This is a genomic window from Robinsoniella peoriensis (assembly GCF_000797495.1).
GTDB classification, from domain to species: Bacteria; Bacillota; Clostridia; order Lachnospirales; family Lachnospiraceae; genus Robinsoniella; species Robinsoniella peoriensis.
Genome location: NZ_JTGN01000003.1, coordinates 113,197 through 133,327 on the forward strand (window position 1 = coordinate 113,197; position 20,131 = coordinate 133,327).

Genomic DNA, 20,131 nt, shown 5'->3' on the forward strand with positions numbered 1-20,131 from the left:
ACCTGCCATCTTATCCAGCATTAATTTTGCAATCAAAATCCTCCGATGAACCATTAACAATATACAACAGGGAAGCGGAAAATATCAAGAGTGGTTAAACCATTTTTTAACATAATCTTTTGTATGTTCCGGTGCAAATGTTTCAAAACCCGTCAGATTCCCTTCTTTATCACGAAGAGCAAATACATCGATCACACCTTCGGATGTTGAAAAGCAGGGGCCATATGTCTGATCATCGTCTTTAGAGGTAATCCGGTCCTCGAAATACCGCACCAGTTTGTCGTTGTAGTAATATCTTCCGGTTTTTTTATCCCGGGTCAATCCAAATTTGGAATAATCTTTTTGCCGTTCTGCTGCAATCCTGTCAAAGACAGGATCTGCTATTTTGTCAATTTCAGCCAGCTTGGTTTCTGCCTTGGCATAATAATCGTCAAGGATTTTACTGGAGTTTTCCAGAATTCTTGTAAAACTGTCATATTTTTGGCTGACGGCATCTAATTCTTTTTGAAGTTCATTGATTTTTGCATCATAATCATCAACCGGAGTTTCAAGATCCTTGTTATCATCCTCCATAGATTTCTGGTATAGCATTTCTATCTTGGCGGAATAAGAGGCGGAAACTTTAGCGTATTGTTTGCTGACCTGATCAAAATAAGAATTCATGATGTCCTCATATTTTGTATTTACTTTTTCATAGTCGGTAGCACATTGTTCCATATATTTATTGTAGCTGCTATACACCTCATCTGTAAGAGTATACCATTGTTCTAAAAATGTGGGATCCAGATAATCTGTCTTCTCATCGGCTAATTTCTTGAGTTTTTCTAATTTCCCAGTCAGTTGGTTTTCCAGGTCAGTATAATTGGAAGCAACTTCTTTTTTCACAGCATCATATTCAGCTGTGATCTTTGATACTAATTTTTCAATATCAGCCTCACTCATGTTCGTAAAATCAATTTTTTCTGTCGCTGAACTCTCAGCCGGGTTTTCAGCTGCACTTTCAGATGAACTTTCAGCCATTCCCCGTTCTGCTGCGGAATTTGTTCCAAAATTTCTGGAAGAAGCTTCCGAAGCCAGAGCAGTTTCTGTGGGCGCCTCAGCGGCGGAGGTTGTAAATGTTATGGCAATACTGGCGGTTAATACCAGGGCTATGGCAGAACCTGCCAAAGAGGTTTTCTTTATTTTCATAATTGCTTTTATCCTTTCTTCAACTGCATTTTTACAAAAGTGGCTGCATAGAGGGTTCAATCGGCTTTTTGATTCTTCCAGGCTGATCAGCGTACGCGCATAATCAGATTTCAAACCTTCCCCAAATCTGCGGACCACAGACTCATCGCAGGAAAGTTCGATATCGCGATTTGCCAGAAGATACATGATCCATACAAATGGGTTGAACCAGTGAATGCAGGCAGCAAATGCAAAGAGGTATTTTAACAGTGCGTCAAAGTGACGGATATGGATATATTCATGGCTTAATACGTATCGCAGCTGCTCGTCATTGGGCTTCACCATGTTTTTGGGAAGGAGAATAACAGGCTTCAAAATTCCGTATGTAAAAGGGGTTTTAATCTGGTCGTACTGCTTTATCCGTACTTTTCGGCGGATAAAACCAGTTTTAATCATAAAATCCGGATATTCTTTGCCAACAGGTATAGCTGTGCGGTATTCCAGGCGGCAGCGTATATGGGGAACCATAAAAATCAATGCACTGATCAAGGCCCCTGCAAGCCACAGGATAAACAGTAAGGACTGTTTATCAACGGACATGGGGGTTTCCTGTACGACAGAACTCTGCACTGCCTTGTCTTCTAAAGAGGAACTGGCAGCATTAACAGTATGGTCAAATACTTCCATCTCTTCATTACCCATGGAATTGACAGCGGTATATTCCATTGCGGCAGCTTCCGCAGCATCTGCTGTATTGTTCACAATTGTTTCACTTAAGGTACGAAACGTATAGTCAGCATTGGATGAAATTTCTGTCGTTTCTAAATCTGAAGAAGCGGAATCTACTTTATCTCCGGATGCCGGAATATGTTCTGTCATCTGCTGCAGGTGATTGGCTAAATTGTAAACACTGAGTTGGGAAGAAACGGCAAACGGAATCAAAAGTCGGATGACAACAACTCCCCATAATACTAAAAAGGTCTTTTTCGGCAGCCTATTCACAGCTATAGCACGAATGGCAATGATTGCTATAATTAAAACGGTTGCATAAAAACTCATCTCCCATAATGTCATAACTGCCTCCTATTCCAGATCCTGTACAAGCTCTTTAAGACGTTCAATTTCTGGTTTGGATAAATCTTTTCTGCCAAGTATGGATGCTACAAGGCGGTCAGCAGAACCATCGAACATTTTATTAATCAGTTCGTTCGTTTCTGTCTCCTGGGCGGTTTCCTGTGTTACCAGCGGGTGACAGACAAAATTCGGATCTCTTCGTTCAATTGCCCCTTTATCGATACATTTTTTTATCACGGTATAGGTGGTTGTCTTACTCCATTCCACCTGTTCTTTTAAGATTTTAGCAATTTCTTTTGCTGTGGTATCCCCGTCTTTCCAGAGAATTTCCATGACCCGTAGTTCAGAATCAAATAATTTCATATCCATGTGCATGCACTCCTTTTATACTGTGCTGTTAGTCAGCAAGTTAAAATGTTCTATTCTAATAGAATTCTATATTGAGATTCTACCGCGATAGAACAGAAATGTCAAGTGTGTCTATAAATTATTTCTTATAGATTATTTTTCGAATTGTATAAACCGACAAATGATACTCATCTGCCAGTTCCCAAAGTGATAACCCGGCAGCATATTTTTTAAAGATGTCCAGATTTCGCTGCGCAATTTCTTGCCGGTAACCGGATCGTTCGCCCCATTGTTTCCGCTGTTCTTTTTTTACCGGAATATAGAGATATTCTCCCTGGATATATTTTTGCAGTTCTTCTACCAGATGTTCCGGAAGAATTGTATTCGCATTTTCATAATTCATATGGCTTTCTCCTTTAATTTAAACTGAAATTCAGAAGCAAAGCCAGAAAAGCGGCATATCTACTCCATGCAGCCGCCGCTTTTGGGTACTGGCTCTGCATGGAGAGAAACGTCGTTCTTCTTACGTTTATTCATAATTATCACCACCTGTTACGGTCCATAAAAATTACTGGAACCTATTTTTACCATTATAAGAGATATGTGGGGGAATTACAAGGAAGGGGAGAATTTCGGATGGCTTTTTGAAGTAAAAAAATAGTTGCCAAACTTGACAAATTTTTGAAAAATGCTAGTATTTAAAGTACAAAGATAAAAACACAGTCCGGTTGGTAGTCCGGGCGCAGAATAAAGAATTCTGTCAGTAACCTGCCTCCTTTGGTTGTCCGTTCTTTGTTCAGCTAAATTAAAGGAGGAAATTTAAATGAACAAAGTAAAGACCAGTCTCACTATTATTTTCGATCCGCCCTTTTGGATTGGTGTTTTTGAACGGTCCACAGAGCATGGATATGAAGCTGCCAAAGTTACATTTGGTACGGAGCCGAAGGACTACGAGGTAAACAAATGGTATCTGGAAAATTGGAAGCGGTTGAAATTCAGCCCTCCGGTTGAGTCAGATGAGCATGAAGAGCGCAGGATTAACTTCAAACGTATCCAAAAAAAGGCGAAAAAAGCAGTAGAGGAAAAGGGGATTGGAACCAAGGCACAGCAGGCATTGAAGCAGCAGCATGAGTTGCGGAAGCAGGAACGAAGCGTCATGAGCCGGGAACAAAGAGAAGAAGAAAAAAGGCGCCAGTTTTTGATTCATCAACAGAAGAAAAAAGAAAAGCATAAAGGCAGGTAATCCGAAAAAAGGCTCCAGAGCGTGTAGGCTTCCCCTAAGTTTTTATTTCCAGTGCCGTTAACAGGGGAGAAGAGAGAGGGGATTTTAATGGCGGAAAATTTAATTGATGTAGTCGGTGTTTCAAAGCACTTTGGAAAAGACCAGATATTAGAGGATATTAACTTTTCAATAGAAAAGGGGAAGACGATCGCTTTAGTAGGACATAACGGATGTGGAAAAAGCACATTACTCAGAATGATTGCACATTTGACAACGGTGTCAGAGGGGAAAATTATCCATCATAAGAAATGGAAAATTACATATATTCCTGAGCGTTTTCCAAAGTCAGACTTTACGGCAAGAGAGTACGTGGTGAGTATGGGGATGCTGGATGGTCTGACGAAGGAAGAAGCAAAGGAGAGAGGCAGTTTTCTGTTCCGGCAGTTTTTTATGGATTCCATGGCGGATAAGCCCATGAAGTATCTGTCGAAAGGGACGCTTCAGAAGACAGCAGTGATTCAGGCACTACTTACGAAAGCCGATATCCTGCTGATGGATGAACCGCTGTCTGGGCAGGATGTGGAATCGCAGAACATATTTATGGCAATGATTCAGAAGTATGTAAATGACGGAGGATCTGTGGTGATGTCCTGTCATGAGAAGAAATTAATTAACCGGCTTGCAGATCTTGTTTATGAAATAAAGGACAGACACTTAAAACAGGCGGTATTAGAAGACACTTTTTTACAGGAATATGATGTCCTGATATTTGAACGGGAAGAGGAGTCTGGTGCCGGAACACTGCCAAAAGAGGTAAAAGATGCGGCTGATATGGTGGAAATGAACAGTTTTCATATTAAAATCAGATCATCCGCTGAAAACAGTAATCAGATTATCCGGCTTATGTTAAGCGCAGGATTTCAGTTAAGGGAGATGCAGAATGTACAAGAATAGAGTGTTATTTCGCTATATATTTGAATCTTATAAAAAATCAAATAAGTATATTCTGCCTCTGCTTGTTCTGGCTATGTATATGGGTTTTGCTTATACATTTTCACCTTTGGGTGTACTGGAAGGATATACCATGTCCATGGTATTTGTGATATGGATTATGACCTGGATCGGATGGACATTTAATGAATTGAAAAGCCCTGTTCAGGAGCAGATACTAATTTTGAAGGTACAAAGTGAGACCAGGTATTATCTGACCAATCTGTGCTGCCTTGCAGGTATAGGGATTTTGGTCAGTCTTTTTGCGGTACTCTTTCCGGTTTTTCAAAATGCTGTGAATCATTTTGCATTTTTTAACAGAACGATGACGGTAACGGATATATTGACTGCACTGGTCTTACATATTTTTGCAGCATATACGGGAGGTATTACGGGTGCTTTCCTCCATACCAGAATTATGCATAATAGAAAGGTTGCAGCTCTGATTACTTTTTTATATATGCTGATAGGTCTTGTGAAAATGGGCATTATGGAGGAGTATCCGGTTACCCGGTATTTTATGTGGATATTCCCCCCAGTAGCAGAATTTGTGAAGAGATTTGTCAATGAAGATTATTATTCTGTCTCCATGGTGATCCAGACACTGGCAGTTTTTTGTGTTTACTGTTTTATTTTGACGGTAGTACAAGTAAAGCTGCTGGTGAAAAATAAATTTTAATCAAACAGATAAATTTACAGTTACTGGAATAAAACTCTGCCGTAAGAGCATACTAAAAACATAACCTGGGTCTAAAGACAGGTTATGGAATGATTGATAAGATTGGAGTAGTGATTATGGCAGTGGATTTCAAAACAAGTGAAACAAAAGAGAATCTTATGCGTGCATTTGCTGGGGAGAGTCAGGCGCGTAACCGGTATACATTTGCCGCATCGGAAGCAAAGAAGCAGAACCTGCAGGTCATAGAAGCAATTTTTACTTTTACGGCGAATCAGGAAAAAGAACATGCGGAGATATTTTATGGTCATTTAAAGGAACTGGCAGGAGAAACCATTGAAATCGATGGGGGTTACCCGGTGGACTTGTATGATGATGTGGTTCAGCTGTTATATGCAGCACAGCATAATGAATACGAGGAACATGATCCGATCTATAAAGCATTTGCGGAAAAAGCAAGAGAAGAAGGCTTCCTGAAAGTAGCAGCCTCTTTTGACGGGATTGCAGGGATTGAAAAAATACATGGAGACCGTTTTGGAAAATTTGCGAAGTTACTGGAAGAAAACAAACTTTTTGTTTCCGATGTAAAAACCGGATGGATGTGCCTGAACTGCGGGTATGTATATGAAGGGGAAAGTGTTCCTCCCATGTGCCCGGTGTGCAAACATGACAAAGGTTATTTTATCAGACTGTCTCTGGCACCATATACGGAAGCCTGAGGAAAGTAAGGACCGCTGCAAAGGGATGCAGCGGTCTTTGTTTTATTTGGAAGCATGGTGGGGATGTCCGTTCCGGTACAGATCAGCTTTGCTTTCGGGAAGAGCTTCATGCTTGAATTTTTCCCAAAGTTCCTTTAAGTTTTTCAGGTTTACCTTTCTGGAATATGCCTTCAGAAACCCAAGTCCATAGTTATAAACTTTCCAGGCCAGACTGACAGGAAGTATTTTGGTAACGACCTTAGGTTCTGAGTACACTTCGTCCCTGCAACGGCAGCCTGCTATCTTTTTTAAACGCACGGCATTAATAAAATCGTTATTTCCCTTTATCGTATAATCAATGTCAGTATAAGCTGTGCCGATATATTTGATTTTATGAGCATCTGATCCCGCAATGGCTGGTTTGTGGTATCTCTTTGCCAGATCCCGTGCAAGTATATTTCCCTGATGCGGGTTACAGGTATTGTCCGTTTCTATAAAATCAAAATCGTAGATAAGTTCAGGGTGTCTTTTTAACTTTTTAGAATGCATGGCACTTAAGAATTTTGCACCATAAGGGTGGGCTGGTCCCAGGATTCCGCCAAACACATGTACAATTCTCATTAGCAGAGAGAGCGGCATTCCACGGATTTCCAGGATTGGGAGTTTAATTCTATCCGGCATAATCACCAGAAAGTGTCCGGCATCCAGGGTATCGTATTCCACACCTTTTAATACGATGAAGTCATCATATTTATGAGTGGATTCATGGAGTTTTTTGTAGGCACGGTAGCCATTATAGGAGTTGTGGTCAGTGATTAACATGCCGTCAAATCCGTGTCTTTGTAATAATTGAATATAGTTTTCTATGCTGACTTTACCATCCAGAGAGCCATGGCTGGTGTGGCAGTGCAGATCAAATTTCATAGTCTTACGTCCTTTCTATTCATTTTCCAGACAGACAGATGATGCGTCCGGTTAAAACACGCTCTGGTACTTAAGGTTATTATGTACAGTTTACATGAGAAGTTGCTATTGATTTTTCCTAACTATAGTGTATCACTTTTGTGGAAAAGTGCAATTACACAAAATGATCAGGTTGATAGTTTTTTTATATGATGTTAAGATAAATTATACAAAAATGCAAGGTAGAGGAGGTTCGAACATGAGCAGGATGTTGGTAGTGGTGGATATGCAGAATGATTTTATCGACGGCGCTCTTGGTACCAAAGAGGCGCAGGACATAGTAGCAAAGGTAGTGGATAAAATGAAAGCCTATGAGGCAGCAGGCAGAGAGATGGTATTTACCATGGATACCCATGATGATAATTATGCAGATACGCAGGAGGGAAGAAAACTCCCCGTGGCTCATTGCATAAAAGGTACGAAAGGATGGGATATCTGCGATGAGGTGAAATCAGCAGTAGATTTTACACAATATAAAAAATATGAAAAATCGTCATTTGGTTCTGACAGATTTGCAATGGATTTAGCCCATGGGGCATATAAAGACGTGACAGAAATGGAATTTGTAGGCTTGTGTACGGATATCTGTGTTATCTCCAATGCAATGCTTGCCAAGACGTTTCTTCCGGAGGCAAATATTATTGTAGATGCAGGATGCTGCGCCGGTGTAACCCCGAAAAGCCATGAACAGGCATTAGGTGCAATGAAAATGTGCCATGTGGATATTATCTGATCTACGCCCTATACTTCCGGGATTCCGGCTGCCGGTACAAAGCTAATTTTTTCAACATGGTTAGGGGATTTTTGAAAAGTGGTACAATTACTGGAATTAAGGCATATATATATTTTGCATGGTAGTTTATATACCGGAGAACTAGCCGGACACAGACATTTTCAAGACTTGCTCTGAGCTGGTGGGGAGACCGGGGCTGCTATATCAGGAGGTGTATTATTGTATCAGTCCAGTACAAGTATCATAATGCAAGAGATAAATAGGATGCCGGATGCCTGCGCCGTTGTTCATGGAAGTAGCAAATATCCGGGCATCAAAGGGCAGGTATATTTTTATCAGATGGATGGAGGAACAGTTGTAATTGCTGAAATTTACGGGCTGCCTACGAAGAAGGGGGCATGTGGGGAACAAATTTTTGGATTCCATATCCATAGTGGAGGTTCCTGTACGGGAACTAATACGGATCCGTTTGCAGACACTGATGGTCACTATAACCCGCGGGATTGTGAGCATCCTGACCATGCCGGCGATCTTCCACCGCTTTTTGGCAATGGCGGATTTGCCTGGATGATGGTGTTTACAGAACGCTTTTATGCACGTGAAGTAATGGGAAAAACCGTAGTCATTCACAGAAATCCGGATGATTTTAAAACGCAGCCGTCAGGAAATGCAGGAGAAATGATAGCCTGCGGTGTTATTTACTGATAAGCTGCAATTTCGAAATGGATGAAGCGGGAGGATAAAGAAGATAACGAATAAAAGCAGAACTAAATAAACGATTAATCAGAAGCAAAGGTGCATTGGAATTTCCGGCACCTTTGTTTTTTTGCTGTTTTTCTTTACATATAAATAAAAAGGAATATAATACATAAGAGTAAAGAAAACAGGGAGGCGATAGATTTGATTAAAGATTTGACAAGCGGTAAGCCCAGAAATGTACTTTGGGCATTTTCCATACCCATGTTAATCAGTGTGATGTTTCAGCAGATTTATAATATAGCTGACAGTATGATTGCCGGGAAATTTGCAGGGGAAGACGCTTTGGCAGCAGTAGGGGCATCTTATCCCATTACCATGATATTTATGGCAATAGCAATGGGCAGCAATGTAGGATGTTCTGTGATTATTTCCCAGCTGTTCGGCGGTAAAAAATTTAAGGAAATGAAGACGGCGGTTACCACAACTTTTATAGCCAGCGCAGTATTATGCGTGGTTCTGACAGTTCTGGGGCTGGTTTTCTGCCATCCGTTAATGCGTTTGATCCAGACGCCGGATAATATATTCCATGATGCGGCGCTTTATCTGAACATTTACATAGGCGGTCTGGCATTTTTATTTTTATACAATATCTGCACGGGCATTTTCAATGCGTTAGGGGATTCTAAGACACCTCTGTATTTTCTGATCGGTTCTTCTATTGGAAATATCATATTGGACCTGGTTTTTGTGATTAATTTCAAAATGGGTGTGGCAGGTGTGGCCTGGGCTACCTTCATTGCACAGGGGATATCCTGTGTCCTTTCCATTTTAACTTTGCAGAAAAGAATACGAGAGATTAAGACAGCAGACCGTCCGCCGCTTTTTTCAGGGAGAATGCTGGGGAAGATTGCATATGTAGCGATTCCCAGTATTTTACAGCAGAGTTTTGTGTCGGTAGGAAACATGTTTGTGCAGGGCCTGGTAAACAGTTTTGGTTCTGCGACTATTGCCGGCTATTCAGCGGCAATCAAGCTAAACACCTTCTGTATTACCTCCGTCACAACCCTTTCTAACGGATTGTCCAGCTTCACGGCACAAAATATGGGGGCAGGAAAAGCAGAACGTGTGAAAGACGGATTTAAGGCTGGGCTGGTTATGGTTGAAATAGTAACGGTACCGTTTTTTGCAGCATTCTTTTTCTTCAACGACACCATGCTGGGATTATTTATGAATGAAAGCAGTAAAGTGGCATTGGGAATTGGTACGGATTTTCTGCGGATTGTGGCACCCTTTTACTTTGTAGTGGCGCTTAAGCTGATTATTGACGGTGTCCTTCGCGGATCCGGTGCTATGATTTATTTTATGATCGATACCTTTTCAGATCTGGTACTGCGGGTTATCCTGGCATTTATATTTTCAAAGTTCCTGGGTACAACAGGCATATGGCTTTCCTGGCCGGTGGGATGGTCCATTGCCACCGTTATGGCTGTCATATTTTACGCACGGGGTGTTTGGAAAAAAGCACGGCTGTAGTCTGGGAGACGTTGACAATACCCTTGGGGGTGCTCTATAATCAGATTATCATAAGGCATAAGGAGAATATCAGGTGAGAAAAACCATTTTGCTTCTGGAGGACGATGAAAATCTGAACCGGGGGATTACCATGCGGCTGGAAAAGGAAGGATATCGTGTTCTGTCCGCATTCGGAGCGTCACAGGCGGAAGAGCTGTTTGAACAGAATAAAATTCAGCTTATTATCAGTGATATAACCTTGAATGAGGGAAATGGGATTGATTTCTGTCATAAAATAAGGGAAAAGAGCAGTGTCTATCTCATATTTCTAACGGCGCTGGACCAGGAAATTGATATTGTAAACGGCTATGATGTAGGGGCGGATGACTATATTACGAAGCCCTTCAGCCTCATGGTATTAGTGTCTAAGGTTCATGCGCTGATGAAGCGGGTAGAAGTAAAGCAGATCTCCTATCTTCTGTGCTCAGATATCCGCGTGTCCTTAAGGGAGATGAAGGCATGGAAGGGACAGGAGCTGCTGCTTCTGAGCAAAAAAGAAATGCAGTTACTGATTTTCTTTTTGGAAAATCCCAGGCAGATCTTTTCCAGAGAACAGATTGCGGAAGCCATCTGGGATATTGACGGGCAGTTTGTGGATGACAATACAGTACCGGTTAACATCAGCCGTCTGAGAAGAAGGCTGGAAAATGATGCAATACAGAATGTAAGAGGCATGGGTTATATATGGACAAAGGAAGTAATAAAAGAGTAGCCCTTTTTGCAGGACTGCTCTTTCTTGTAATAACAGGGTGTGTAATGGCTTGTATAGGATGGGTTGATACGGTACACAGGGAAGAATTGAAGCTGCTTGGACAATGCATTCTTATGGAGCCAAGAACGCAAGGAGAGTATGTCAGCATTTTCAAGGGGAAAACAGAGGCAGACAGTGGTCAGGCTGCCATAGCAGGACAGGAAGCGGCGGAAAAATACGGCTATGAATCTGGTTATCGGTCATTTTCCCCAGCGCTTTCCTCTTTTTTGCCGGTAATAATTTCTGCTTTTATTTTTATGACGTTTTTGATTGGGATTCTGGTCTTATACCAGAGGAGAAAATTTCAGCAGGCAGAAATAAAATTATTTGAAATGGACGACAAGCTGCAGCAGCTTAGTGAAGAGAACCAGGTATTAAGAGAAAAAATGAAACGGGAGGAAGTGGAGACAAAAGCTCTGGTTACCGATATTTCACACCAGTTAAAAACGCCGCTGGCTTCATTGAAAATGTGTTATGAGATTGCAGATACCGGAAGCTTTACAAAAGAGGAACAGCAGTCATTTTTACAACAGGGATTTCATGAAGTGGTAAAGCTTGAGAATCTGACGAAATCATTAATACAGCTGTCCAGACTGGAAGCAAACATGATACGGATTGAGAAAAAGCAGGAAAGTCTGAAAAAAACCCTTCTTGGCGCAGTTAACGGAGTTTTTATGAAGGCTTTCGATAAGAATATTTCTATTTCGGTCAATGAATTTGATGATGAAGAAGTTCTGCAGGATCCCGGATGGACCCAGGAAGCTTTACTGAATGTGCTGGATAATGCTGTAAAATATTCAGGGAAGGGAACCTCCATTGAAATACGGGTGATGCCCATGGTAAGTTATTTTTTGATCGAAATAGAAGATCAGGGAGTTGGAATTCCAAAAGAAGAGATGCATCGGATATTCAAACGTTTTTACCGTGGGAGATCATCTGCGGTTCAGAAAACAGAAGGAACAGGGGTTGGCCTGTATCTGACTAGAAAGATACTAGAGGAACAGGGAGGTAGTATTCGTGTAAAAAAAGGAATGAAGGGCTGTATTTTTCAGATTACGTTTCCAAAGAAGTATGGCAGAGTTCATTAAACGGGCAGGAGTTTTCTTACAAATCTGTTATCTTATCCGCAATGCTGTTGTAAGAATAAGCGTGTAAGATGAAGGAAGAATAACAGAGAAGAAAAGGAGAGTTCTAATGAGCACGATGTTACTGGAAATAAGGGATTTGTGTAAATATTATGGCAGCGGGGAGAGTCTGGTAAAAGCTATCGACCATACCTCCATGAATATCCAGAGAGGTGAATTTACTGCAATAGTGGGGCGTTCGGGATCCGGAAAGAGTACGCTGCTTCACATGCTGGGAGCGTTGGATCGACCGGACAGCGGAAAAATTCTGATTGAGGGGAAAAGTGTTTTTGATTTAAAAGATGAGCAGCTGGCTGTTTTCAGAAGAAGAAAAATCGGATTTATATTCCAGAACTATAACCTGATTCCGTCGCTTAACGTATGGGAAAATATTGTCCTTCCAATGGGGCTGGATAAGAAAAGGGTGGACAGAAACTTTGTAATGGATTTGGCGGAGCGGATTGGAATCTCAGATAAATTGAAGTCTCTTCCCAACACACTGTCCGGCGGACAGCAGCAAAGAGTAGCGATAGCCCGTGCCCTGGCGGCAAAACCGGCGATTATACTGGCGGATGAGCCGACAGGAAATCTGGATTCCAAAACGGAGCTGGAAGTGATTTCCCTGCTGAAGGCTTGTGTAAATGAATATGGGCAGACATTGGTGATGATTACCCATGATGAGACCATTGCCCAGATGGCAGACCGGATTCTGGTCATCGAGGACGGTAAGGTGGTGAGCCAATGAACACAGTAAATAAAACAGCGCTGTCCAACCTGAAACAAAATAAGGGAAAAAATATATTAGCCGGTATAGCAATTGTTCTTACTACCATACTTATATTTGTCATTCCTACAGTGGGTTTTGGAACCATAGATGTTCAAATGGCTGCTATCAATAAAGTTTTTCCTACCTTTCACGGGATGTACCGAAATGTAGATTTCCAAACAGCAGAGGAGATTTCCCACCGGGCTGAGATTGAGACCATGGGTCTGCGGCAGGACCCGGCACAGATTTCTATACCGGAAGGATCCGGAATGCTGTGTTATATGGATGACGAGGCTTTGAGACTTGGTAAAATGGAATTGGAAAAAGGAAGTTTTCCAAAGGGCGGAAATGAAATAGCAGTTTCTTCCGGACTTTTAGATGTAATGGGCATAGAAGCAGGTGTAGGTGATACCATTGAACTGCCATATCAGCCCATAGAGACAGGCGGTATCGGTTATGAGAAGAGAGAAGATTTTCTGATTACCGGACTGCTGCCTACGTCGAAAGAGCAAAAGGAACTGAAAGTTTATTCAGCGCTGGTTTCCAAAGACTTTATGGAGCGGGTACAGCCTGTGAAGGAACGGAAATACAGGGTTCTGTTCCGGGTCTCAGGAGCGGAATCCATGACAAAAGATCAAATTAAAAATGTCTACCGGGATTTGGCGGCAGACGTGGGAATTGTGGAAGCAGATATAGCGGATAACTCGGAATATCTGTTGGCTAATTATGTGGACCCTGCGTTTTACGCAGGAGTTGCGGCTATTCTTCTGGTGGTGATTTTTGCAGGCATCATGACCATATACAGCATCTATTACATTTCCATGATTTATAAAGTACAGGAATTTGGTAAGATTAAAGCGCTGGGTGCCACCAAACGTCAGATCCGTCAGATTGTATTTCGGGAAGGAATGCTGGTGGCAGCTGCGGCAATCCCCATCGGACTGATCATTGGGAGTATATTATCGTTTGTAGGATTCAGGTATTTGATGACGGTTTACTCACCGGATGATACCATAGGAATTGCAGTCAGGCAGCTGATCGATCAGCATGATGTTCCTATATTTAAAGCATGGATTTATATTATGGCATTGGCTGTAACGCTGCTTACCGCTGCAGTTTCCATGGTTCGTCCCATGCAGATTGCCGCTAAGATATCTCCGGTAGAGGCCATGCGGTATGACGGCAGCATGAAGACCCGGAAAAAAGGAAGAAAAGGCCATTCGGAGATGCGGCTTGTACATTTAACCGGAGCAAACCTCTCACGGAATAAGAAACGAACAGTAATGACAATCATCACGCTGAGTCTGACGGGTATTTTATATATGGTGCTTTCCACAGTTTTATCCTGTGCGGATCCGGTAGAGATTGCAAGAGCTGCCATGTTTGATGATTTCGAGGTATCTATTGACAGTTCCAGAGGTGATAAAATGCATCCGGAACGGGAATGGACTGCAATCTGCCAGAATAATCCGTTAAATGGGGAAATGGAAAAGAAAATCGCCGGCATCCCGGGAGTGAAAAAGATCACAAAATCCAGTGAAGCAGAAGTCCGGCTAAAGGATCTGAAAGACGGGGAAGAGCTTTGGAATACGCGTATTATTGGTATACCGGAAGAATATGCAGACGAAATGGAAAAGAGTATCGTGGAGGGAAACTGCACCTATGAGGATTTGCTCCAGGGTGACAAAATTATTATGGATGAAAATATGCAGCACTGGGCACCCGATTGGAAGTTAGGTGATACAATCCGCATAATTGTGGGAAATGGAGACAACAGTATTGAGAAGTCATTTGAAGTTGCGGCGGTTGCTGATATGCCCTATAGTTTAAATCAGTTGTGCAACTTTCTGCTCCCGAAATCAGTCGCAGATGAGCTGGGGGGATACAATATGGATTACCACTGGTCCATAGCTGCAGACAAAAAAGAACTTAAGAATGTGGAAAAGCAGCTGCGGGAAATTACAGACGGACAGGAATTTCTTAAACTGGAGACCTATGAAGAGGAAGTAAGTACGAATAAAAAGACAACGGCGCTTCTTTCTCAGCTGTGTTATGTTTTCATGGTTGTTTTAGGCGGCGTAGGCATCATGAATCTGGTGAACACCATGATAAACAGTATCTATGTAAGGAGAAGAGAACTGGGGGTCATGCAGGCTATCGGACTCTCGGAAAAGCAGATGGTAAGGATGCTTCAGTTGGAAGGAATCTTTTACACTGCCGGGACACTGGTACTTTCTCTGGGGATTGGAAACCTGCTGGGATATCTGACCTTCCTGAATGCGAAAAAGGACCGCATGTTTGGGATTATCAGTTACCATTATCCTGCTATGCAGACGGCTGCTCTGATTGCCGTGGTACTTATTATTCAGCTGCTGCTGACTTATTTAATCATGAAAAATTTCAGAAAACAAAGTATGATTGAAAGAATCCGATTTTCTGAATAGTGGAGGTTTTATCAACAAACCCATACTTTTGCTTGTAAATCAGTGACTTTATGATATATAATCAATATTATATTACGAAAGCAAAAATAAGCAGGCAGCTTTAAGGAGGAACACTATGTATAAAGCAACACCGGAGGAAATGAAAAATTTAGTGGATTCGTTACTGGTCAGTTATCAGAAGCATCCGGTTATTTGTAATATTGATTGTACGAACCGTTTGAATAGAAATATGACTATTGAAATATTGGAAATGATCCGCTTTGTTTTATTCCCGGGGTATTTTGAATTGAAGAATTTAAAAGGAAGTTCCATTGAATATCATGTGGGTGAACTGCTGGAAAATATTCAGTACAAACTGAAAAAGCAGGTAGCCAAAGCATTGCAGCATGAGCAGATTACCGGTGAATTACCGGAAGAAGTGGCGGAAGCAAGAGCAGAGGAAATTGTACTGCAGTTTCTCCAAAAACTTCCGGAACTGCGGGATATTCTTGCGACGGATGTCCAGGCGGCTTATGATGGGGATCCGGCGGCATATAATACGGATGAAATCATCTTCTCTTATCCTGGAGTATATGCGGTTACCATCAACCGGATTGCACACGAACTGCATGTTCTGGGAGTACCGCTGATTCCCCGTATGATGACAGAATATGCCCATAACCTCACCGGAATCGACATTCATCCCGGCGCTACCATCGGAAAGAATTTTTTCATCGATCATGGAACAGGTGTCGTAATTGGGGAGACAACAATCATCGGGGATAATGTAAAGATCTATCAGGGAGTTACCCTGGGAGCGTTATCGACCAGAGGCGGTCAGAGTCTTAGAAATAAAAAGCGTCACCCTACCCTGGAAGACAATGTTACCGTATATTCCGGCGCATCAATATTAGGTGGGGAGACGGTAATTGGAACCGGTGCTGTAATTGGTAGTAATGCCTTTTTAACTTCCTCCGTTCCGGCGCATACAAGGGTAAGTATCAAGAATCCGGAACTGCAGTTTAAAGACCGTTCTACGGTACGGACTGCTGAGATTGGCCAGGAAGGCTTCTTTAACCGGGTTGAGCAGGATTAAATAAGAGGACGCTTCGGAAGGAGCAATTTTTTAGAAAGAGTGGGCTGCAGGACGTTTCTATCCTGCAGTCCACTCTTTTTCAGCAGCAGAGCGCCAGATGGCAGGCATACCTGGCTATGCACAATTCAAATTCGCATTTAAGCAATATTGCAGGAATCCGGGTTTTGTTTTGCGTGATCCCTGAGAATTTTTTTGAATTTAAGGATAAACAGCGTTAGGGTTGTAAGTGCGGCCAGGATATCGGCAATGGGTTCTGCCAGAAATACAGCAAAAACTTTGTCTGATATAAACAGCGGCAGTATGTAAATAAACGGTATCAGCAGAATTATTTTACGCAGCAGCGCCAAAAACAGGGAAATTTTGGCCTGTCCCAGTGCGATAAAGGTTTGCTGGCAGGCAATCTGAACCCCCATCATAAATACACCGCCGGCATAGATCCTCGCTGCCCAGGCTGAGATATCCAGCAGTTCCTGACTGCTTGCGAATAAGGACGGCATCAGGTGCGGGAAGAACATAATAATCAGCCAGAATACCGATGTATATAGGATCGAAGCAATTAACAAAAGTCTAAAAGCGTGTTTTACACGATCCAGTTTGCGGGCTCCGTAATTATAACTGATGATTGGCTGGGCTCCCTGTGACAACCCCTGTAAAGGAAGCAGGACAAACTGCATGATACTTCCCAGAATGGTCATGGCGCCCACAGCCAGGTCGCCTCCAAAACGTTGAAGGGAAGAGTTAAAGCATATATTCAGCAGGCTTTCCGTGCTGCTCATAATAAAGGGAGAAGCTCCCAGTGCCAGCACCGGAATAATGATCTTTTTGTTAATTTTAAAATCCGCTTTTTTAATACGAAGAATAGTTTTCTTCCCGGTGAGAAAACGAAGTACCCAGATTGCGGATACACACTGGGATAAAATTGTTGCAAGTGCGGCACCTTTCACACCCATGCCAAAGCCGAAGATAAATATCGGATCCAGTACAATATTAATGATGGCACCGATAATAGTGGTCATCATACTGATTTTTGCAAATCCCTGTGCAGTGATAAAAGAATTTAACCCAAGTGCAGTCATAACAAATATGGTTCCCAGGACGTATATATTCATATAATCCAGTGAGTAGGATATTGTATTTTCACTGGCACCAAAAAGGAAAAGCAAAGGTTCACCAAAGATTAAGAAAAAAGCAGTTAATACAACGGCCAGGCCAATAAGCATCACAAAACAGTTGCCAAGGGTCTTTTCCGCCCCATCCATGTCATTTTCCCCCATCTTCATAGAGATCTGGGGAGCTCCGCCCATTCCGATCAGACTGCTGAAAGCCGTAATCAGGATAATTATGGGGAAACAAAGCCCGACACCGGTCAGCGCCAGGGGGCCTACATCCGGCATATGCCCGATGTAGATCCGGTCTACAATATTATAGAGCATGTTAACCAATTGGGCTGTAATTGCAGGCAGCGCCAGCTGGAGCATCAGATGGCTGACTTTTTTTGTACCAAGAAATTCATTACTGTTATTCATTAACGTTACCTCTTATCTAATCTATAATTGTGTATTCAAAGAATTCCTGACGAAGATGGGTGCCTTCCATAATTTCCGGCGGCAGAAGTGCACGGGCTGTCAGTTTTAACTCGCCGCATTCCTGATCCGTTCTCTTTAAATGCGCATAATCTCCGTCAATAGCTTCCACAACATACTCAAATGTTTCCATGTGTGATCACCTCCCAATCTTTCATTTGTCAAATTATACCTCTGCATATCGCAGGCTCAGATGCGATACTGCATTAATTGATAATGTGAAAGCAGTTTTCTTTCACACTTTAACTCTCAATATTATAGTATAGCGAAGTTGGGTATAATAAACAATAGTTTTATTTGCGTTTGTTAAGAATCTTCGTTATAATACTACTTAATGAAGCAAGTGGTCTGTATTATTATTTGAAAGGGGGAAAATGTCTATGAATTCAATAGAATCCATCATAAGAGAACAAAGAACTTTTTTTCGGGAAGGGCATACGCTGGATATCTCATTTCGGATCGAACAGCTTGGTAAACTTAGGAAAATAATAAAGAAATATGAAAAAGAACTTTACCTGGCATTAAAGGCTGATTTGAATAAGCCGGAATTTGAGGCATATGGAACAGAGATCGGGCTTGTCCTGGATGAAGTGAAGTATATACAATCCCATGTAGAGTCATGGGCGAAACCGAAGCGTGTAAAGACATCGCTGGCGAATTTCCCGTCAGCCAGCCGCATTTACCAGGAACCCTATGGTGTAACCCTGGTGATGTCGCCATGGAATTATCCGGTATTGTTATCTTTGGATCCCCTGGCAGGAGCTATTGCTGCTGGAAACTGTGTTGTTTTAAAGCCGTCTAATTATTCACCAGAGGTTTCCGGACTATTGAAGAAAATGCTGGGTGAGATTTATCCGGAAAAATATGTAGCGGTGATAGAGGGCGGCAGAGCGGAGAATCAGTCGCTTTTGAACCAGCGCTTTGATTATATTTTCTTTACGGGCAGTGTGCAGGTGGGGAAAATGGTTATGGAGGCAGCATCCAAAAACCTTACCCCCGTAAGTCTGGAACTTGGCGGAAAAAGTCCTTGTATTGTGGATGAAACGGCTGATTTAAAACTTGCTGCAAAACGGATTGTCTGGGGGAAATATCTGAACTCCGGACAGACATGTGTAGCTCCGGATTACCTTCTGGTCCAGGAAGAGGTAAAGGAGCCGCTTCTAGCCTATATGAAAGGATATATTGAAAAGCTTTATCAAAAGCCGGTAGATGGGGTGGAGATTTATACCAGGATCGTAAATGAAAAACACTACAGACGAATAATGGGTCTGATAGAAGGGGAAAAAGTAATAGCAGGAGGAACCGGGAATCCGGATAAACTGCAGATTGCCCCTACTATCCTGGATGAAATAACGTGGCAGTCACCGGTAATGCAGGAGGAAATTTTTGGTCCGGTGATGCCGGTACTGACTTTTCGGACACTTCAGGAAGCGATACGGATGGTATCCAGGCGGCCAAAACCCCTGGCGGCTTATTATTTCACCTGCAGCAGAAAGCGCGAAAATTATTTTCTGCAGCATACTTCTTTTGGAGGAGGATGTATCAACGATACGGTAATGCATCTGGCAAGTTCCCATATGCCTTTTGGAGGTGTTGGCGACAGCGGAATGGGAGGATATCACGGGAAGGATAGTTTTGAGACCTTTTCTCACAAGAAGAGTATTTTAAAAAAAGCGGGATGGCTTGATCTGCCGTTTCGGTACCCTCCATATAAAGGGATCCATTTTAAGATATTAAAAATGATCTTAAAATAAAGGAACTGTTTGAATAATGCCTGGCAAAGGAGGAGCTGCATGGTAACCATCGAGGAATTTGAAGAGATGATGTCTGAAATAGTAGCCACACTTCCGGAAGAATTTTTCCGGGAATTAAGCGGAGGTGTTATCTTAAAGGAAGAAGAGAAGCGCCACCCGGAGAGCGTTGGCAGAGAATTGAGCATCATGGGTCAGTATTGCAGGAATCCTTTTCTGGGAAGGTACGTTGTGATATACTATGGGTCTTTTCAGCGGATTTATGGCACATTGCCGAAAGAAAGGCTGAAAGAGAAACTCCGTAAGACTATTTTGCACGAATTCAGACACCATTTGGAGTCATTGGCAGGAGAACGAGATCTGGAAATCGAAGATGCCGTCCAAATTGCCCGGTATAAAAGTGAAAAAAAGACTTGACGAATGTGGACGGTAGTAATAAAATAGCAGATAGCGATAGAATATGTTTGTAGGACGCACAAATGTATCTCAGAAAAA

Annotated in this window: 20 protein-coding genes; 14 read left to right on the forward strand and 6 right to left on the reverse strand. The window is 42.2% G+C overall.

Annotated features, from left to right (window positions below; all coding sequences use genetic code 11):
• Positions 1 to 84 precede the first annotated feature (84 nt).
• The 3 genes from QR40_RS29600 to QR40_RS07085 form a co-directional block, all read right to left on the reverse strand.
• Positions 85 to 2,241, reverse strand: a complete 2,157-nt coding sequence (locus QR40_RS29600) for a M56 family metallopeptidase (RefSeq protein WP_052430732.1) — start codon at positions 2,239 to 2,241, stop codon at positions 85 to 87.
• A gap of 9 nt (positions 2,242 to 2,250) precedes the next feature.
• On the reverse strand, positions 2,251 to 2,610 hold the full coding sequence (locus QR40_RS07080) for a BlaI/MecI/CopY family transcriptional regulator (protein ID WP_027293051.1): 360 nt from the start codon (positions 2,608 to 2,610) through the stop codon (positions 2,251 to 2,253).
• A 118-nt stretch (positions 2,611 to 2,728) separates the two neighbouring features.
• Positions 2,729 to 2,992 carry a CD3324 family protein gene (locus tag QR40_RS07085; RefSeq protein WP_044294114.1) on the reverse strand — a complete coding sequence of 88 codons (264 nt, stop codon included), beginning with the start codon at positions 2,990 to 2,992 and terminating at the stop codon, positions 2,729 to 2,731.
• Positions 2,993 to 3,412: 420 nt separating this feature from the next.
• Between QR40_RS07085 and QR40_RS07090 the strand changes: the two genes are divergently transcribed.
• The 4 genes from QR40_RS07090 (at position 3,413) to rbr (ending at position 6,196) form a co-directional block, all read left to right on the forward strand.
• On the forward strand, positions 3,413 to 3,832 hold the full coding sequence (locus QR40_RS07090) for a YjdF family protein (protein ID WP_044294116.1): 420 nt from the start codon (positions 3,413 to 3,415) through the stop codon (positions 3,830 to 3,832).
• An 87-nt stretch (positions 3,833 to 3,919) separates the two neighbouring features.
• Entirely contained in the window at positions 3,920 to 4,765 is an 846-nt protein-coding gene (locus QR40_RS07095) for an ATP-binding cassette domain-containing protein (protein ID WP_052430733.1), read from the forward strand.
• Positions 4,752 to 5,480, forward strand: a complete 729-nt coding sequence (locus QR40_RS07100; RefSeq protein ID WP_027293055.1) for a hypothetical protein — start codon at positions 4,752 to 4,754, stop codon at positions 5,478 to 5,480. The genes QR40_RS07095 and QR40_RS07100 overlap by 14 nt, the downstream gene beginning before the upstream one ends.
• 116 nt (positions 5,481 to 5,596) lie before the next feature.
• A complete protein-coding gene (gene rbr / locus QR40_RS07105) occupies positions 5,597 to 6,196 on the forward strand; it encodes a rubrerythrin (protein WP_027293056.1) in 600 nt (199 codons plus the stop codon).
• A 42-nt stretch (positions 6,197 to 6,238) separates the two neighbouring features.
• Here rbr and QR40_RS07110 read toward each other — a convergent pair whose 3' ends face one another.
• Positions 6,239 to 7,099 (reverse strand): PHP-associated domain-containing protein, encoded by an 861-nt coding sequence (locus QR40_RS07110; protein ID WP_044294118.1) that lies wholly within the window; start codon positions 7,097 to 7,099, stop codon positions 6,239 to 6,241.
• A gap of 238 nt (positions 7,100 to 7,337) precedes the next feature.
• Here QR40_RS07110 and QR40_RS07115 point away from each other — a divergent pair, with 238 nt between their 5' ends.
• The 8 genes from QR40_RS07115 to epsC all read left to right on the forward strand — a co-directional run bounded on the left by QR40_RS07115 (position 7,338) and on the right by epsC (position 16,302).
• Positions 7,338 to 7,871, forward strand: a complete 534-nt coding sequence (locus QR40_RS07115) for a cysteine hydrolase family protein (protein WP_027293057.1) — start codon at positions 7,338 to 7,340, stop codon at positions 7,869 to 7,871.
• Between the two features lie 246 nt (positions 7,872 to 8,117).
• Positions 8,118 to 8,576 carry a superoxide dismutase family protein gene (locus QR40_RS07120; protein WP_044289808.1) on the forward strand — a complete coding sequence of 153 codons (459 nt, stop codon included), beginning with the start codon at positions 8,118 to 8,120 and terminating at the stop codon, positions 8,574 to 8,576.
• A gap of 195 nt (positions 8,577 to 8,771) precedes the next feature.
• Positions 8,772 to 10,103 (forward strand): MATE family efflux transporter, encoded by a 1,332-nt coding sequence (locus QR40_RS07125; protein ID WP_027293059.1) that lies wholly within the window; start codon positions 8,772 to 8,774, stop codon positions 10,101 to 10,103.
• Between the two features lie 73 nt (positions 10,104 to 10,176).
• Positions 10,177 to 10,854, forward strand: coding sequence for a response regulator transcription factor (locus QR40_RS07130; protein ID WP_027293060.1), 678 nt, complete (start codon positions 10,177 to 10,179; stop codon positions 10,852 to 10,854).
• Positions 10,855 to 10,898: 44 nt separating this feature from the next.
• Complete coding sequence (locus tag QR40_RS07135; RefSeq protein ID WP_160295779.1) at positions 10,899 to 11,981, forward strand: sensor histidine kinase; 1,083 nt, start codon at positions 10,899 to 10,901, stop codon at positions 11,979 to 11,981.
• A gap of 106 nt (positions 11,982 to 12,087) precedes the next feature.
• Entirely contained in the window at positions 12,088 to 12,762 is a 675-nt protein-coding gene (locus tag QR40_RS07140) for an ABC transporter ATP-binding protein (RefSeq protein ID WP_200889735.1), read from the forward strand.
• A complete protein-coding gene (locus QR40_RS07145) occupies positions 12,759 to 15,227 on the forward strand; it encodes an ABC transporter permease (protein WP_044294120.1) in 2,469 nt (822 codons plus the stop codon). The genes QR40_RS07140 and QR40_RS07145 overlap by 4 nt, the downstream gene beginning before the upstream one ends.
• A 115-nt stretch (positions 15,228 to 15,342) precedes the next feature.
• A complete protein-coding gene (gene epsC, locus QR40_RS07150; protein WP_044294122.1) occupies positions 15,343 to 16,302 on the forward strand; it encodes a serine O-acetyltransferase EpsC in 960 nt (319 codons plus the stop codon).
• Positions 16,303 to 16,439: 137 nt separating this feature from the next.
• Here the strand turns inward: epsC and QR40_RS07155 are convergent, their stop codons facing one another.
• On the reverse strand, positions 16,440 to 17,828 hold the full coding sequence (locus tag QR40_RS07155; RefSeq protein ID WP_027293064.1) for an MATE family efflux transporter: 1,389 nt from the start codon (positions 17,826 to 17,828) through the stop codon (positions 16,440 to 16,442).
• Between the two features lie 16 nt (positions 17,829 to 17,844).
• Positions 17,845 to 18,018, reverse strand: coding sequence for a hypothetical protein (locus tag QR40_RS07160; RefSeq protein ID WP_027293065.1), 174 nt, complete (start codon positions 18,016 to 18,018; stop codon positions 17,845 to 17,847).
• A 241-nt stretch (positions 18,019 to 18,259) separates the two neighbouring features.
• Between QR40_RS07160 and QR40_RS07165 the strand changes: the two genes are divergently transcribed.
• A complete protein-coding gene (locus tag QR40_RS07165; RefSeq protein WP_334291768.1) occupies positions 18,260 to 19,639 on the forward strand; it encodes an aldehyde dehydrogenase in 1,380 nt (459 codons plus the stop codon).
• A 39-nt stretch (positions 19,640 to 19,678) separates the two neighbouring features.
• On the forward strand, positions 19,679 to 20,053 hold the full coding sequence (locus tag QR40_RS07170) for a metallopeptidase family protein (protein ID WP_027293067.1): 375 nt from the start codon (positions 19,679 to 19,681) through the stop codon (positions 20,051 to 20,053).
• The last annotated feature ends 78 nt before the right edge of the window (positions 20,054 to 20,131 follow it).

Coding starts and splice junctions, on each gene's coding strand:
- QR40_RS07100 (WP_027293055.1), top strand. CDS start 4,752: ATGTACAAGAATAGAGTGTTATTTCGCTATATATTTGAATCTTATAAA.
- QR40_RS07110 (WP_044294118.1), bottom strand. CDS start 7,099: ATGAAATTTGATCTGCACTGCCACACCAGCCATGGCTCTCTGGATGGT.
- QR40_RS07155 (WP_027293064.1), bottom strand. CDS start 17,828: ATGAATAACAGTAATGAATTTCTTGGTACAAAAAAAGTCAGCCATCTG.
- rbr (WP_027293056.1), top strand. CDS start 5,597: ATGGCAGTGGATTTCAAAACAAGTGAAACAAAAGAGAATCTTATGCGT.
- QR40_RS07085 (WP_044294114.1), bottom strand. CDS start 2,992: ATGAATTATGAAAATGCGAATACAATTCTTCCGGAACATCTGGTAGAA.
- QR40_RS07120 (WP_044289808.1), top strand. CDS start 8,118: ATGCAAGAGATAAATAGGATGCCGGATGCCTGCGCCGTTGTTCATGGA.
- QR40_RS07170 (WP_027293067.1), top strand. CDS start 19,679: ATGGTAACCATCGAGGAATTTGAAGAGATGATGTCTGAAATAGTAGCC.
- QR40_RS07080 (WP_027293051.1), bottom strand. CDS start 2,610: ATGGATATGAAATTATTTGATTCTGAACTACGGGTCATGGAAATTCTC.
- QR40_RS29600 (WP_052430732.1), bottom strand. CDS start 2,241: ATGACATTATGGGAGATGAGTTTTTATGCAACCGTTTTAATTATAGCA.
- epsC (WP_044294122.1), top strand. CDS start 15,343: ATGTATAAAGCAACACCGGAGGAAATGAAAAATTTAGTGGATTCGTTA.
- QR40_RS07115 (WP_027293057.1), top strand. CDS start 7,338: ATGAGCAGGATGTTGGTAGTGGTGGATATGCAGAATGATTTTATCGAC.
- QR40_RS07140 (WP_200889735.1), top strand. CDS start 12,088: ATGAGCACGATGTTACTGGAAATAAGGGATTTGTGTAAATATTATGGC.
- QR40_RS07165 (WP_334291768.1), top strand. CDS start 18,260: ATGTCTATGAATTCAATAGAATCCATCATAAGAGAACAAAGAACTTTT.
- QR40_RS07160 (WP_027293065.1), bottom strand. CDS start 18,018: ATGGAAACATTTGAGTATGTTGTGGAAGCTATTGACGGAGATTATGCG.
- QR40_RS07135 (WP_160295779.1), top strand. CDS start 10,899: ATGGCTTGTATAGGATGGGTTGATACGGTACACAGGGAAGAATTGAAG.
- QR40_RS07095 (WP_052430733.1), top strand. CDS start 3,920: ATGGCGGAAAATTTAATTGATGTAGTCGGTGTTTCAAAGCACTTTGGA.
- QR40_RS07145 (WP_044294120.1), top strand. CDS start 12,759: ATGAACACAGTAAATAAAACAGCGCTGTCCAACCTGAAACAAAATAAG.
- QR40_RS07090 (WP_044294116.1), top strand. CDS start 3,413: ATGAACAAAGTAAAGACCAGTCTCACTATTATTTTCGATCCGCCCTTT.